The 13496-nt window shown below is 64.1% G+C and carries 17 protein-coding genes and 1 tRNA gene; 8 read left to right on the top strand and 10 right to left on the bottom strand.

The window, feature by feature from the left end; all coding sequences use genetic code 11:
• Window positions 1–88: 88 nt before the first annotated feature.
• The 7 genes from BLW40_RS05620 (at window position 89) to ruvX (ending at window position 5130) form a co-directional block, all read left to right on the top strand.
• Window positions 89–165: transfer RNA gene (locus BLW40_RS05620), tRNA-Pro, on the top strand.
• A gap of 232 nt (window positions 166–397) precedes the next feature.
• Window positions 398–1354 (top strand): DNA cytosine methyltransferase, encoded by a 957-nt coding sequence (locus BLW40_RS05615; protein WP_074766421.1) that lies wholly within the window; start codon window positions 398–400, stop codon window positions 1352–1354.
• A complete protein-coding gene (locus BLW40_RS05610; protein WP_074766419.1) occupies window positions 1354–2217 on the top strand; it encodes an NgoMIV family type II restriction endonuclease in 864 nt (287 codons plus the stop codon). The genes BLW40_RS05615 and BLW40_RS05610 overlap by 1 nt, the downstream gene beginning before the upstream one ends.
• 117 nt (window positions 2218–2334) lie before the next feature.
• A complete protein-coding gene (locus BLW40_RS05605) occupies window positions 2335–3090 on the top strand; it encodes an acyl-[acyl-carrier-protein] thioesterase (protein ID WP_074766418.1) in 756 nt (251 codons plus the stop codon).
• Window positions 3091–3186: 96 nt separating this feature from the next.
• Entirely contained in the window at window positions 3187–3432 is a 246-nt protein-coding gene (locus tag BLW40_RS05600; RefSeq protein ID WP_074766416.1) for a hypothetical protein, read from the top strand.
• Between the two features lie 158 nt (window positions 3433–3590).
• Complete coding sequence (locus BLW40_RS05595) at window positions 3591–4640, top strand: HpcH/HpaI aldolase/citrate lyase family protein (RefSeq protein WP_074766414.1); 1050 nt, start codon at window positions 3591–3593, stop codon at window positions 4638–4640.
• Between the two features lie 7 nt (window positions 4641–4647).
• On the top strand, window positions 4648–5130 hold the full coding sequence (gene ruvX / locus BLW40_RS05590; protein ID WP_074766412.1) for a Holliday junction resolvase RuvX: 483 nt from the start codon (window positions 4648–4650) through the stop codon (window positions 5128–5130).
• A gap of 128 nt (window positions 5131–5258) precedes the next feature.
• On the opposite strand, the gene BLW40_RS05585 is transcribed toward ruvX, so the two are convergent.
• Window positions 5259–6284, bottom strand: a complete 1026-nt coding sequence (locus tag BLW40_RS05585) for a zinc-binding alcohol dehydrogenase family protein (protein WP_074766410.1) — start codon at window positions 6282–6284, stop codon at window positions 5259–5261.
• 538 nt (window positions 6285–6822) lie between these two features.
• On the opposite strand from BLW40_RS05585, the gene BLW40_RS17350 reads away from it, so the two are divergent.
• Window positions 6823–7002 (top strand): hypothetical protein, encoded by a 180-nt coding sequence (locus BLW40_RS17350; RefSeq protein ID WP_139305508.1) that lies wholly within the window; start codon window positions 6823–6825, stop codon window positions 7000–7002.
• A gap of 180 nt (window positions 7003–7182) precedes the next feature.
• Here BLW40_RS17350 and BLW40_RS05580 read toward each other — a convergent pair whose 3' ends face one another.
• From BLW40_RS05580 to BLW40_RS05540, 9 genes are all read right to left on the bottom strand, one after another.
• On the bottom strand, window positions 7183–8457 hold the full coding sequence (locus BLW40_RS05580; protein ID WP_074766408.1) for a hypothetical protein: 1275 nt from the start codon (window positions 8455–8457) through the stop codon (window positions 7183–7185).
• Window positions 8458–8462: 5 nt separating this feature from the next.
• The gene (locus BLW40_RS05575) at window positions 8463–9170 is read right to left on the bottom strand and encodes a hypothetical protein (RefSeq protein ID WP_074766406.1); all 708 of its coding nucleotides are present in this window, start codon (window positions 9168–9170) and stop codon (window positions 8463–8465) included.
• A gap of 20 nt (window positions 9171–9190) precedes the next feature.
• The gene (locus BLW40_RS05570; RefSeq protein WP_244511068.1) at window positions 9191–9952 is read right to left on the bottom strand and encodes a vWA domain-containing protein; all 762 of its coding nucleotides are present in this window, start codon (window positions 9950–9952) and stop codon (window positions 9191–9193) included.
• Between the two features lie 267 nt (window positions 9953–10219).
• Window positions 10220–10678, bottom strand: a complete 459-nt coding sequence (locus tag BLW40_RS05565) for a hypothetical protein (RefSeq protein WP_074766402.1) — start codon at window positions 10676–10678, stop codon at window positions 10220–10222.
• 146 nt (window positions 10679–10824) lie between these two features.
• Window positions 10825–11646, bottom strand: a complete 822-nt coding sequence (locus BLW40_RS05560) for a hypothetical protein (RefSeq protein ID WP_074766400.1) — start codon at window positions 11644–11646, stop codon at window positions 10825–10827.
• Window positions 11646–11936: a hypothetical protein gene (locus BLW40_RS05555; RefSeq protein WP_074766399.1), complete on the bottom strand. Its 291-nt coding sequence runs from the start codon at window positions 11934–11936 to the stop codon at window positions 11646–11648. The genes BLW40_RS05560 and BLW40_RS05555 overlap by 1 nt, the downstream gene beginning before the upstream one ends.
• Window positions 11937–11939: 3 nt before the next feature.
• Entirely contained in the window at window positions 11940–12395 is a 456-nt protein-coding gene (locus BLW40_RS05550; protein WP_074766397.1) for a hypothetical protein, read from the bottom strand.
• A 143-nt stretch (window positions 12396–12538) separates the two neighbouring features.
• Complete coding sequence (locus BLW40_RS05545) at window positions 12539–12841, bottom strand: hypothetical protein (RefSeq protein WP_139305507.1); 303 nt, start codon at window positions 12839–12841, stop codon at window positions 12539–12541.
• A 234-nt stretch (window positions 12842–13075) separates the two neighbouring features.
• The coding region (locus BLW40_RS05540; protein WP_342027654.1) for an EF-Tu C-terminal domain-related protein at window positions 13076–13496 on the bottom strand (421 nt) is incomplete at its 5' end.

The raw sequence follows: 13496 nt of genomic DNA, 5'->3' as shown, positions 1-13496 counted from the left end.
AGGGGGACTTCGCCCTCTTCGTAAAAAAGTGCGAAATACCCTTTGCCAGCCGACGATGATGACGCTATAAGGAGCGCCTCGCAGGCGACGGAGTGTAGCTCAGCCTGGTAGAGCACTGTCTTCGGGAGGCAGGGGCCGGAGGTTCGAATCCTCTCACTCCGACCAATAAAGGCCAGTCAATCCAACGGGTTGACTGGCCTTTACCTTTTGCGGGCCTGCCATCGCCCCAAGGCTCTGGAGCTTGTGCAGATTGTGGATGCACGACTGTCGCCCCATACGATACCCTGCTCGGTGTCGGGCGAGGTGGTTGGTTCTCTATATCCTTGCTGAAATTCGCCCGTCGCGAGGCTCTTGCGTCTCAAACCCTCGCGCACCGCAATACAAAAAAGAACAAGCCATGAACCAATTCGCCTCATTGGAAATGTGTGCTGGAGCCGGAGGCCAAGCGCTCGGTCTGGAAATGGCGGGCTTCGACCATGCCGCCCTGATCGAACTGGAACCGGCAGCGTGCGCGACGTTGCGGCAAAACCGCCCGGCCTGGAACGTCATCGAGGGCGATTTGCGCCCCTTCGATGGCCGTCCTTATCAAGGCATCGACCTTTTGGCCGGCGGCGTGCCGTGCCCGCCCTTCTCCAAGGCCGGAAAGCAGCTTGGCGGACAAGATGAGCGCGACCTGTTCCCCACGGCAATCCGTCTGGTCGAAGAATGCCGCCCCCAGGCAGTCATGCTGGAAAACGTGCGCGGCCTGCTCGACGCCATCTTTGACGACTATCGAAACAAGGTCGAAAAACAGCTGAAGAAGCTGGGCTATGTGCCCGGCTGGCGATTGCTCAACGCGTCTGATTATGGTGTGCCGCAATTGCGGCCGCGCGTCGTGTTCGTCGGCATCCGCAAAGAGATTGCCGCCGGGTTCTCCTGGCCCGAACCGCTGGCGACCGAACCGCCCACCGTCGGCGAAGTGCTGCACGACCTGATGAAGGTCAACGGCTGGCTTGGGGCCGACCGCTGGCGCGAGCAGGCCAATGCGATTGCTCCGACGCTGGTCGGCGGCTCGAAGAAGCATGGCGGACCGGACCTTGGCCCAACCCGCGCCAAACGAGCCTGGGCTACCCTGGGTGTCGATGGCATGGGGCTGTGGGACGAGGCACCCGCCCGCGACTTTGTCGGGATGCCGCGCCTGACACCACGGATGACCGCCCGGATCCAGGGCTTCCCCGACGAATGGCAATTCTCGGGACGCAAGACGGCGGCCTATCGTCAGATCGGAAACGCCTTCCCGCCGCCGGTGGCAACCGCCGTGGCCCGGCAAATCTTCGCGGCACTGTCCGCCAAACGTATCTATAAGGTGGCCTGATGAGCAGTTCGGCCGAGTTCGCGGAGGCCCGCAGGGCATTCCACGCCGCTCTCCTGAAAGCGACACTGACGATCAATACCTCTGGCGTTCCCAGCAACGCCGACAAGGACAGCAAGGCCAGCGTCGCGATTGCCAGAGGAATCGCCGACCGGCTCAAGGCCGAGACCATCGGCGAACGGATCGCGGGCCAGACATCGGGCAACCAGTTTGAAGGCGTCTGCGCCGACTTCGTTCGCGAAACCTTCTTGAAACTCGGGCATCTGCGCCCCGGCTTGTGGGACGTCCATCAGGTCACCGGCCGCAACCGCCTGGAAATTGCCCGTTACGAACAATATGCCCACCTTGTCGCCCTTGACCGGGCTGCGAAGGCCGACAGCGAATTGGCCGCCGCGCTGGGCAGCGACTACACCATCACCCCGGATATCGTCGTCTCGCGCGAAACCGAGGGCGACACGGTGATTAATACCCAGGCCCATCTGGTCGATGGCAGCGTGTGCACACTGGCCAGCCTTCGCAAAATAAATGGCGGACTGCCGCTTCTTCACGCCAGCATTTCATGCAAATGGACGATTCGGAGCGACCGCGCTCAAAACGCCCGCTCCGAGGCCTTGAACCTCATGCGAAACCGCAAGGGCCATCTTCCCCACATCATGGTCGTCACCGCCGAACCGATGCCCAGCCGTCTTGCCTCGATCGCTCTGGGAACCGGTGACATCGATTGCGTCTATCACTTCGCCCTGCACGAGTTGCAGGCCACATTGATGGCCCTGAGGATGGAGGATGCGGCAGAGATGCTGGCGGTGATGGTCGGAGGGAAACGGCTGAAAGACATTTCCGACCTGCCGCTGGATCTGGCCGTATAACCCGCTTGGTCCGCCCCCTCGACGAAGGCGGTAATTCGCCCCAAGGCTCTGGAGCCGCCGCCACTTCGCGTTTACGCTGGTCTGGCCGCCAGATGCGGCACGAGGGAGCGGGAGCCGATGAAGCAGACGATCTGGACGCAGCGCTATGACATCAATTCGATCGTCCTCAACCACCGCAAGCGGCTGGGGCTGGTCGGCCTGCTGAAAATCCTGCAAGACACCGCCTGGACCCACGCCAACCATCTCGGCCACGGCTTTGACGACATGCTCAGCCGCAACACGATCTGGGTGCTGACCCGGCAGCGGCTGGCGATGAGCGATTGGCCGGGCTGGGGCGACATCGTCGATATCCGCACCTGGGTCCGTCCGATCACCGGCCCGCTGGCCCAGCGCGATTACGAAATCTTCTGCGGCGAGCGCAAGCTGGGCGAAGGCACCGCCAGTTGGCTGACGCTGGACCAGACCACGCGGCGGCCGATGAAGCTGTCTTTGACCGAAAGCGACACGATCTGCCGGGGCGACGGCACCTTGGCGACGACCCCGGAAAAGATCGCGATGCGGCCCGACCTCACTGTCACGGCGACGATCCCGGCCCGGATCAGCGATCTCGACGTCAACGGCCACGTCAACAATGTCTGCTATGCCCAGTGGATTCTGGACAGCCTGCCGCTCGACGACCATTCCGCCTATCGCGTGAGCGAGTACGAGATCAACTTCCTGGGCGAAAGCCGCCTGGGCGATAGTGTGGCGTTGGAGCGCGACGACCTGCCGCCCTCCCCCACCGCGCCGGTTCGGCTCCATTTCCAGGGCAAGCGGGACAGCGACGGCACCGCGCTCTTCGCCGCCCGGATCGGGGCCGCTCCGGCGGCCTGACCGCCACCAAAAGGCGGCCCGCAAACAAACCGTGACCCGGCGGGGCACTCGTGCTATAGTGAAGGTTGAAATACCTCGCCAGAAAGGCACAAGGCCATGGATATCTCCCCCGTCGGCAGCAAGAATACCGCCGTCTATCTCCCCCGCGCCCAGGCCGCCCTCGAAGGCCCCTATGCTGCGGCCAAGCAGCAGGAGACCACGGCTCAGGTTCTGACCCAAAGTCCGGCCCAGCAGCTTCAGCAGGCCCAGCAGGCCCAGGCGCAGCAGGTTGCCCCCTTGTCCCAGACCCAGAGCCAGACCGGCAAGGGCAGCGTCGGTCAGGTGCTCGACATTTCGGGCTAAGACGTAACGGCACGGCACGCGGCGTTCCCCTCCCCCTGGACGTGGTCCGGGGCAAGCGGAACGTCCGCCCCAATCGCCCGGAGCGGGAGGGACTTGTCAGTCCTTCCCCCCAAGGGTACATCTGACGGAGCTTCCCCCCTGATCGCAGGATGCCCGTCATGAGCAGCAAGCCCCCGCGCAAGTTCTTCGAGCCGCTGGCCATCGGCGCTCCGATGCCGTATCGCGACCTGCCGGTCCGGCTGGAGCGGATGATCCATTTCTTCCCGCCCCACATCGAGAAGATGCGGGCCAAGGCCGCCGAGATCGGCCGTCAGGTCGATGTGCTGCTCGGCAATCTCGAAGACGCGATCCCGGCCGAGGCCAAGGACGCGGCGCGGGCCGGGTTCATCGAGGTGGCGCGGGCCTGGGACAATCCCACCACCGGGTTGTGGACGCGGGTCAATTGCCTCAATTCCCCCTGGTTCCTTGACGACCTCACCGAGATTGTCGCGGCGGCGGGCGACAAGGTCGATGTGGTGATGCTGCCCAAGGTCGAAGGACCGTGGGACATTCATTATCTCGACCAGTTGCTGGCCCAGCTAGAGGCAAAGCATCAGGTGCGCCGCCCGATCCTGATCCACGCGATCCTGGAAACCGCGCTGGGCGTCGACAACGTCGCCGCGATTGCCCAGGCCAGCCCGCGGATGCATGGGATGAGCCTGGGGCCGGCCGACCTCGCGGCGTCGCGCGGGATGAAGACCACCCGGGTCGGCGGCGGCCACCCCTTCTATGGCGTGCTGGAAGATGCCGCCCCCGACCGCCCCCACCGCACCTTGTTCCAGCAAGACCCCTGGCATTACACCGTCGCCAAGATGGTCGATGCCTGTCAATCGGCGGGGATCAAGGCGTTCTATGGCCCGTTCGGCGACTTTTCCGACGATGCCGCCTGCGAAGCGCAGTTCCGCAACGCCTTCCTGCTCGGCTGCGTCGGCGGCTGGAGCCTCCACCCCAAGCAGATCGAGATCGCCAAGGCGGTGTTCAGCCCCGACCCGGCCGAAGTCCGCTTCGCCCTCAAGATCCTGGCGGCGATGCCCGACGGTACCGGCGCGGTGATGATCGACGGCAAGATGCAGGACGACGCCACCTGGAAACAGGCCAAGGTGATCGCCGACCTCGCCCGCGCCGTCGCCGCCCGCGACCCGGCGATGGCCGAAGCCTACGGTCTGTGAGCCGCCGATGAGCATCGTCGCCCCCCCGGACCTGCTGGCCCAACTCGGCCGCGATCAGCGTCTGCTCGGTCTCGATCTCGGCACCAAGACGATCGGGCTGGCGCTGTCGGATATCAGCCGCACCGTCGCCACCCCGTTCGACACCCTGCGCCGGACTAAATTCACCGCCGATGCCGACGCGCTGCTGGCGGTGATCGCCCGCCACGATGTCGGCGGACTGGTGCTCGGCCTACCGGTCGAGATGGACGGGGCCGAGGGGGCGCGGTGCCAGTCCACCCGCGCCTTCGCTTCCAATCTGCTGAAGCGGCACGACCTGCCGATCGCCTTCTGGGACGAGCGGCTTTCGACCGCCGCCGTCACCCGCACCCTGCTTGAAGCGGATTCGTCGCGTAAGCGCCGCGCCGAAGTCGTCGATAAGATGGCCGCCGCCTATATCCTTCAGGGGCTGCTCGACCGCCTCGCCACCCCGGGCTTCATCACGCTGGGCTAATACCATGCCTCGGTGATCGGAACCGATCACCGAGGCCCTCAAACGGCGGGCGGGGATCGAAGAAACCCTTGCCTTCCGCGGCATAAGCCGCGCGGCCCCTTGGGCCTAGACCCAAATCCCCATGAGTTTCACTCACGGGGATTTGGTATAAACCCCGACAGCACCAGCTTGCCCAACGCCCGGCCGCTTTCCAGAATTTCGTGGGCCCGGCGCAGATGGGCCGCGTCGATCGGCCCGATCACCTGGGAGAGAGTACTGCGCAGCCGCCCGGCATCGACCAGCGCCGTCACCTCGTCGAGGATAAGGTGCTGCTCGGCGATGTCGGGGGTGCCGAACAGCGAGCGGGTGTACATGAACTCCCAATGCAGCGAGATGCTTTTCCGCTTCAACTTGGTGATGTCGAGCGGCTGGTCGGGATCGTCGATCAGGCCGAGCCGGGCCTGGGGCGCCATCGCCTCGACCAGGGCATCGAAATGCTGGGTCGTCGCGGTCAGGCTCAACACATAATCGATCCCGGCCGGAGCGATCGCCTTCGCCTGCGCCGCCAGATCGCCGGAATGGTCGATAACGTGGTGCGCCCCCAGCGACAGCACCCAATCGCGGGTTTCCGGACGCGAGGTGGTGCCGATCACGGTCAGCCCGGTCAAGGCCCGGGCCAGTTGCACCGCAATCGAGCCGACGCCGCCCGCCGCGCCGACGACGAGCAAGGTTCCGCTCGCTCCCGGCACGATCCCGATCCGCTCGAACATCAATTCATAGGCGGTGATCGCCGTCAGCGGCAGCGCCGCCGCCGCCTCAATCGTCAGGCTGGCGGGCTTGTGGCCGACGATCCGCTCGTCAACCAACTGCAATTCGGCATTGCTGCCGGGACGGTCGATCGCGCCCGCGTAATAGACCGCATCACCGGGGGCGAACAGCCGGGCCTCGGGACCGACGGCAATCACAGTCCCGACCGCATCCCACCCCAGCACCTTGGGCTGGCCCTGGGGATCGACCCGCTGGCGAATCTTGGTATCGACCGGATTGACCGAAACCGCCTCGACCCGGACCAGCAGATCCCGTCCGGTCGGAGCCGGGGGATCGGGCAAATCGACATCGACCAGACTGGCGGGATCGCTTATCGGCAGGGAACGGGTGTAGGCCACGGCTTTCATCGCGTCGTCTCCGCTCTGACAAAGGCGGATTTGAGTGTGACCGCCTTTGCCCGTCGGCGACAAGAGGAACAAAGCTATTCGGCGTCCCTTGGGGGCTTTGCGCCCCCAATCCCCGCATCGGGAGGCAAGCCTCCCGAACCCTCTATTCTATTGATTCATAAGAAAAAGGAGGCTTGGAGGCTGCGCCTCCGAACGGGTCTGGGCGGTAGGGAACAGCGGCGTGTCGGACAGAGAGGCCGAAGCGCCTCACGCCCACTTCAAGCAGCCGAGATAGAGAGGATTACGAGGATTTCATCAATATATAGTGAAATTGGACTCGACTCCTACCACGGAACGTGGAATCCATATCAGTGAGTGTCCAACAACACGTTTACGCCCCGGTGAGCCAACACCGGGGCGTTTACGGGGCACAGTCCGCGTGTTCGCTGAAACTGGCGCGGACTGCAAGGAGATCTACCCCCGCGTTCGTGCTTTCACGCTACACGGATTGAACTCCTTGTTCAAGACGGTTTCGCTATCGACATAAGGAGATCTTTATATGTCGAGCAAACGCAAGCCGAGCTATAAAATCCGTCCGACAGATGTGCCGAATATTAAGAAACGCATCCGTGAGGGTGATTTTCTCAACCGCATTGCAGCGGACTATGATGTGAACCCAGGTCGGATAGCTGAAATCAAAACCGGCAAGAAGTTCGCAGATATCTCGGCCTCGCCTTAGTGCATGCCGTCACGGGGCGGGGAGGCGTGCCTTCCCCGCATCCATTTTTATGCTTCCTCCCGAACTCTCCCTATTATTGAAACGGGAGGTTTGGAGGCTGCGCCTCCGAACGGGTCTGGGCGGTAGCCCAGCCGCGACAGCGGGGCTTGGGGGTCAAGCCCCCAATAGGCCCCAAATCCCCTAACCTCGCTTCGACCCGAACCAGCGTCCCGCCGCCTGTTTCAGCGAGGACAGCGCCTTTCCGGCCAAAGCGGCGGGAGTCGGCGGCGTATCGGGAAGGTGGTCGTGGGCCAGGGTTTCGATCTGGCGAGCGGCGACGTCGATGGCGGCCTGCCCGCCCATCTTCGCCCCCAGCCACAGCAATTGAGCGGCGACACCGGCGACGACCAGCCATTGCGGCGCGGCTCCGACCACCGTTCCCGGCGGCTGATAGATCGGCCCCTGCGGCTCGCCATCGGCGAGCAGCAGATCGGGCGGCAGGGCCTCGCCCGGGGTCCGCTGCAAGTCTTCGAGCAGCATCTGGTTGGGGCTTTTCTTCGGCACCACCGGCTGCGGCCTGGGCGGCGGGGGCGGAGGGACGCCGACGAAATCCTCGAGCGTCGGAATCTCGGCCAGCGGCCCGGTGCACAAAGCGGCGAATTTCTCGACATCCTTGGCCAGCGAGCGGATCGCGCGCAGATCGGAAAACACCTTGGACTGGGCGGGGTCGAGATAATCGGCGGCGGAAAACAGGATGTTCTCGCCGTTGGCGTGGCGGCGGAACAGGCCGGGTTCCTTGACCAGGGCGCGCAGGCTGAGATCGAGCACGATGAAGGAAAAGCGGTCCATCTCGGGACCGAAATGCTCGCCCTTGCGGGTGGGGTGCTGGAAGTGGCGGTGGCCGACCTCGTTCCCGTCGCCGACGGCGAGGCCAGGGGCGAACATCCCGTCGTAATCAATCAGCTTCAGCCCGCCATCCTGGACCAGGATATTGCCGTTCTGAAGATCGCCATGGGCCAGCCCGCGCGTCCGCAAGTGGCGTTCCAACTCGCGCAGGCGGGCGATCAGCGGGGTCAGCGCCGATTTACGGCGGTGGTTGCGCTCCAGCCAAATCCCGAGCGGAATGCCGTTGACCCAATCCATCTTGACCAGGGGATAGGCCTTGCCCATCACCCGCACCCCATTCGGCTGATAATCGAAGCCGACGAAATGCCCACCGCCGCCGCCGCCCGACAGCGCCTCGCCGATCCGGGCATAGCGGTCTTGCAGGTCGCGGGCTTCCTTGTGGAAACAGCGGACGGCATATTTGCGCCGCGCGTGGGAAACGGCGTAGGTGACGGCAAAGCCGCCGCCATAGGCCTGGGGCAGCCCCTTATCGTTCAGGACGACCTTGCCCGCCCGCAACACCGGATCGTCAAAGGCAAGGTGCGGGGCCTGGAGCGCGTCGTTGTACTGATCGGGCGACGGGTAGGCCATCGGCGCTACCCCAGCACCACGAGGGTGCAATCGTCGCGGCGCATCCGCCCGGCGGCGCGTTCCTCGATCACCAGCCGCGAGAAGGCGGCGGCCGAGGGCAGGGTCAGCAATTCTTCGATCCGCGCGTCGGCCTCGGCCAGCAACCAGGCTCCCAAAGCATCGGTCATCAGCATGATACGGGGATTGACGATCCCTTTCAGGCCCCATTCGGCGGTCATCGCCTGAAGATTGGCCGGACGCAGCAGCGCCTCGTTGCGCTCGGACACGGTCGAGAGCAGCATCGGCCGGGCGTCGAATTGCTCGGGCCGCTCATAGGGAAACGAGGCGACCAGATGCCCGCCCGACACCAGCACCGCCAGCGAGTCTCCCACCGCCAGCAGCCGCACCCGTTCTTCGGGCCGCGACACCGACAGGCCCAAGAGAGTCGCGAACGAGCCACGATCGAACGCCGCCTGGGCGCTCCACGACATCGCCGCGCGGTCGAAGCCGGTATTGTACTCGGTGATCGCCTCGGCCAGCCACTCCGCCCCCAGCGCGGGATGGGCGATAAAGCGCCGCACCAGCACCCGCGCCCACGAGGCGGAATGATAGGATTCGCTGGCCCCATCGCTGACCGCGTACAGCCCACGCTGCGGCCAGGAGCAGGCGGCATCCTCGATCTCGTGCGGAGCCGCCTCCAGCTTGGGCACCTGGGCTTCGAACAGCGGGCGCATGGCCTGCCCTCCTCTTCGCCCTACCGCAGATTGGCCGCCTGGGTGCCGATCTCGAAGAAGTCGACGATCTCCTCGATATTGGCCTTGTAGCCGAAGAAGCGGGAATCCTCTTCGACCTCATGGCCCTTGGCCTGCGCCGCCGCGACCAGATGCGGCGGAAACACGCTCGACATCCGGTACAGCATCTTCGAATAGGAATCCGGCAAGCCGCGCTCGGTCGCCGGGAACAACACCGCCGATCCGCCGGTGCGGTCGATATGCAGGTTGAACAGCAGGCAGGTGCCGTCCTGGGTGGCGATCTGCTTCAAGCCGTCGGCGATCCGCGACGGGTCGCCATCGGTCGATTGCCCGTCGGTGACATGGATGATGGTGGGCGGATAGCTGCCGGGATGGGCATCGCACCATTCGACCAGCACTTCGGCGACCTTGTGCATCGCCTCGCACATCGGGGTGCCGCCTTCGTTGACCGCTTCGAACCAGACCGGGAACTTGACCGAGACCTCGACCAGACCACCGGCGCCGTCGCTGACCTTCTTGTGCTTCTCATCGACCCGCAGCACGTTGGCCTCGATCTCCGACAGCGGGTGGATGATGCCGCTGCTGAGCGCGCCGCGAAAGCCCGAGCCGACCCCGGCCCCGCCATAGGCGATGACGCCGACATCGAAGTAATTGCGGACACCATCGGCGCGGGTGCTGCGAATCACCAACTGATAGAGCGTCTTGTTCAAAACATTGGCGACGAACTCAGCCTTGGATTCGCCCGAATCCAGAATCTCGTCCATTGACCCCGACTGATCGATCACGAACAGAAAACAGGTCGGCGTCGAACGACTGATATCGGCGGTATAAGGCATAGGCTCCCCCGGACTGAAACGTGGCGCAGTGTATCATTGAAGATCGCGCCGGAGAAAGCCGCGATCCCCGAAAACGACGTCCAAAACCGACGCAAATCCCGGGAAAGGGCGGCAAAGGGCGCGCGGGCGGGCGCACGCCGGGACTTTCGAGACGGCGGCGGGACCGTTTGGTCCAACGCCGCCCAAGTCAAGACGTCACGGATGGCCGCGGAACAGCCCGGCCAGCACCACGACGGCGATCGCGACGACGGCGACGACCAGCAGGGTGCGAAGATGGGCGTTCGAGCCGGAATTGATCTTTCCGGCGGCGGCGCGGTCGGTGTTGCCGATCACCACTTCGGTCTTGCCGATCGAACTGGTCTGCGAATGCTGGATGGTGGCATGGGCTCCGGCCTGACTCGCCTTGGCGGTCTGGTCGGTGAACGAGGTCAGCGCCGCATCCAGCGCGGTGACGTCCAACTTCATCTCGGCGGCCTTGACCTGAACCGAAACCATGCCGTCGGCATGTTGCCGTTTGATCTCGGCGATCTGGCTGTCGTTCAGCCCGCTCAGATTAAGCACGTCACTCTGTGCGAGATTGATCGCCCGCTCGGCCGGGACATTCGCCACGACCGGCTCGACGCTCTGCAATTCCCGCCCCGTTGCCTCAGACATACAATGACCCCCGAACCAATGTTTCAGCCGGCGGCGATTATGCCGTGGCGGACTCCCTCAGACAAGTCGGCCCGCCGCCAGAGCGAGACAATTCGCCGCCGTCCCATTGCCCCGGCGGCCGGTCCGGAGGGACAAAGGCGGGACGGTCAGAACGGCAGAAGAAACTCCAGCCGCGCAACGATTTCGAACAGGGTGGACCATACCACCTGACGGGACAGAATGAAGGAGACCAGCACGGTGCCAATCAGCAGGCGCAGCCAATTGCGCTGGCTATCGGGGCTGATGATCGCGTCCGGGGCCTTTTCCATCACCTTGCGGTTCATCGCCTTTTCGACCGAGACGATGACGCTGTGTTTGTGGATTTTCAGCTCGATGCGGGCCAGCCGGGTGATGTCGGCGTGATCGCGGACCTGACGCTGCAACACCGGGATTTCCAGCGACAGCTTTTCCGCCGCCAGCGTCTTCTGAACCTGACGGGAATGGTTCAGCAGCTTTTCCTTGACCTTGACGTCACCCGCCGACAGCCAGTGGAAGCGGTGCGGCACCGCCTCTTCCAGTTCGTAGGGGATCACCACCTCGTCGAGCTTGCCGCACACCAAGGCGATCAACTCGGCGACATCGGCATTGGGGCCGATCACATATTCGTGGCGGGACGCCGGGCCGAAATGGAGCCAGACCCGCTCGGCCAGATCGAACTTCATATGAAGCGGCATCAACGGCGGCAACAGGTCGAACAGCCGCTTCATCACGGTGCCCGACATCTTGGTCGAACCCGCCCGCCACTTCGGAATCGCCTGGCGGGCATAGCTGGCCGCCTGCGGACTGTACTTCTTGCCGTATTCCTTCAACAGGAGGTCAAGCTGCTCGCGATCGAGCGAGAAAAAGTAGGCCTTGACCTCGGCATCAAGGCCCCCGACCTCGCGAGAGAACTCCTGGGCTTCCTGGATATGGCGACGGGCCAGTCCCATTACCCCCCCCGAAACAGGCGCATCACTTTCGCCAAAAGACTTTCACGACCAAGCCTGATCTCGATCGACACCCGATACCCGTCCCCCTCCAGCACGCGATCGGCAACGATCTTTTTGACGTGGGGGATCGACATCTGGGATTGAAATTGCAGCAAGGTGCTTTCGACCTGCTCGGCGAGCAGAGCGGCGGTCACGTCCGGCAGCCCGGAACGGTCGAGACCGGCGCGAAACCGCGCCAATTCACGGACCGCGTCCTGGGGTTGCCGAAGAATGATGTCGCGTCTGAACATCGGCTAGCGGCCCATCACCGTACTGCCCAGGATCACCAGAACCGCGACGGCCCCGACGATCCACAAAATGTACTTCTGCACCGCCTCGGAAAACCCGGCGAAACGCCCGGCGGCGGCGCGCTCGGTATTGCCGATCACCACTTCGGTCTTGCCGATCGCGCTGGTCTGCGAGTGCTGGATGGTGGCGTGCGCCCCGGCCTGACTCGCTTTGGCGGTCTGGTCGGTGAACGAGGTCAGCGCCGCATCAAGCGCCGACACGTCCAACTTCATCTCGGCCGCCTTGACCTGGATCGAAACCATCCCGTCGGCATGTTGCCGTTTGATCAACGAGACCTGTTCATCCGACAGGCCGCTCAGATCAAGCGAATCGGTCTGGGTCAGGCTCAACGCCCGCTCCGCCGGAACCGTCGTCGCAACCGGCTCGACGCTTTGCAGCTCTCGCCCACCGTTCTCCGTCATATCCGTCCCTCGAAACCTATGGTGTCAAGATCCGAAGAGAGTATGCCGCTCCAGTTCCGTAACCGGCAAGCGGCGCGACCGATTCCCCCCGGACGATCGATCAGCCGATCCCCGCCCGAACCGGGCCGGGGCCGGAAAAGTCCTTACGATCCGGACTTGACCCCGTCCCGGACCTTCTTGACGGCGCTGTAGCCGATCAGTGCGCCGATCACCAGCCCCAACAGGGCCAGGATCAGCACGCTGGAAACGCTGCTGCCCATCACGGTGATCTCGACGAACGGCGACAGCACGATGCCGCCGACGGCACAGAGCAACGCGGTCAGGGTCGTGGTCTTGGTCTCGTTGGAGGAATGGGCAAAGGCCAATCCGAAGCGCCCGGTCATTCGCACCAGGAGGCTCGACAGCTTGATCAGGAACAGCGCCACAAGGCGAGTTCCTTTCGCCACAAGCTTGGTCCCCTGCGCGAGTCCGCTTACCACCTTGGCCATCGCTGTCCCCTCGATCGTTAGGCTGGGAATATTAGACACCCTGCGAGCGCGAGGCAAGATGGCATGGCGCATGAGGGCGGGCTATCGCCTTTGGATCGGTGGGGGCGGACACGTCCGCCGGGTTCCCACCAACGAAAACGCCCGGAGCGGTAAGCTCCGGGCGCATCGTCGCGTATTATAGGACCGTCGAGACTACTCGAGGACCTTGGCCACCACGCCGGCGCCGACGGTACGACCGCCTTCACGGATAGCGAAACGCAGGCCCTGATCCATCGCGATCGGAGCGATCAGCACGACACTCATCTTCACGTTGTCGCCCGGCATCACCATTTCGGTGCCTTCCGGCAGCGACACGACGCCGGTGACGTCGGTGGTGCGGAAGTAGAACTGCGGACGATAATTGGTGAAGAACGGGGTGTGACGTCCGCCTTCTTCCTTGGTCAGGATGTAGGCTTCGGCTTCGAACTTGGTGTGGGGCGTGATCGAGCCCGGCGCCGCCAGAACCTGGCCACGCTCGACGTCTTCACGCTTGGTGCCACGCAGCAGAGCGCCGATGTTGTCGCCAGCCTCACCCTGATCGAGCAGCTTGCGGAACATTTCGACACCGGTGCAG

The organism is Magnetospirillum fulvum, from assembly GCF_900108475.1.
Classification (GTDB): Bacteria; Pseudomonadota; Alphaproteobacteria; order Rhodospirillales; family Magnetospirillaceae; genus Phaeospirillum; species Phaeospirillum fulvum_A.
This window is presented reverse-complemented; position numbering and strand designations above follow the sequence as displayed.